General features: G+C 57.7%; 1 protein-coding gene. It reads left to right on the top strand.

All coding sequences use genetic code 11. The annotated features are described in order from the left end of the window. The coding region (tuf, locus tag A3754_RS05460) for an elongation factor Tu (RefSeq protein WP_156496826.1) at positions 1-1060 on the top strand (1060 nt) is incomplete at both ends.

Genomic DNA, 1060 nt, shown 5'->3' with positions numbered 1-1060 from the left:
CGGTCACGTTGACCATGGTAAAACCACCCTGACCGCCGCGCTGACCCGCGTGTGTGCAGAAGTCTGGGGCGGTAGCGCCATTGCTTTCGATGGTATTGATAATGCCCCGGAAGAGCGTGAGCGTGGTATTACCATCGCGACCTCACACGTAGAGTACGATTCTCCGACTCGTCACTACGCCCACGTAGACTGCCCCGGTCACGCTGATTATGTGAAAAACATGATCACCGGTGCCGCGCAGATGGACGGCGCAATCCTGGTTTGTTCCGCAGCTGACGGCCCCATGCCGCAGACGCGTGAGCACATCCTGCTGTCCCGTCAGGTTGGCGTGCCTTTCATCGTTGTGTTCCTGAACAAAGCGGACATGGTTGACGATGAAGAGCTGCTCGAGCTGGTAGAAATGGAAGTGCGTGAGCTGCTGAGCGACTACGACTTCCCGGGCGACGACACCCCGATCATCAAGGGTTCTGCCCTGAAGGCTCTGGAAGGCGATACCAGCGACATCGGTATGCCTGCCGTGCAGAAGCTGGTTGAGTGCCTGGACGAGTACATCCCGGAGCCGGAGCGTGCCGTTGATCAGCCGTTCCTGATGCCGATCGAAGACGTATTCTCCATCTCTGGTCGCGGTACTGTAGTAACCGGCCGTGTAGAGCGTGGCATCATCAAGGTGGGTGAAGAGCTGGAAATCGTGGGTATCAACGACACCACCAAGACCACCTGTACCGGTGTTGAGATGTTCCGCAAGCTGCTGGACGAAGGTCGCGCTGGTGAGAACGTTGGTGTTCTGCTGCGTGGTACCAAGCGTGATGAGGTTGAGCGTGGCCAGGTACTGGCCAAGCCGGGCTCCATCAAGCCGCACACCAAGTTCGTTGCTGAGGTGTATGTCCTGAGCAAAGACGAAGGTGGTCGCCACACTCCGTTCTTCAATGGCTACCGTCCGCAGTTCTACTTCCGTACGACTGACGTGACAGGTGCATGTACTCTGCCGGAAGGTACCGAAATGGTAATGCCGGGCGATAACGTGCAGATGGACGTTGAGCTGATCGCTCCGATCGCCATG

The sequence above is a fragment of the Alcanivorax sp. HI0083 genome (assembly GCF_001635175.1).
This window is presented reverse-complemented; position numbering and strand designations above follow the sequence as displayed.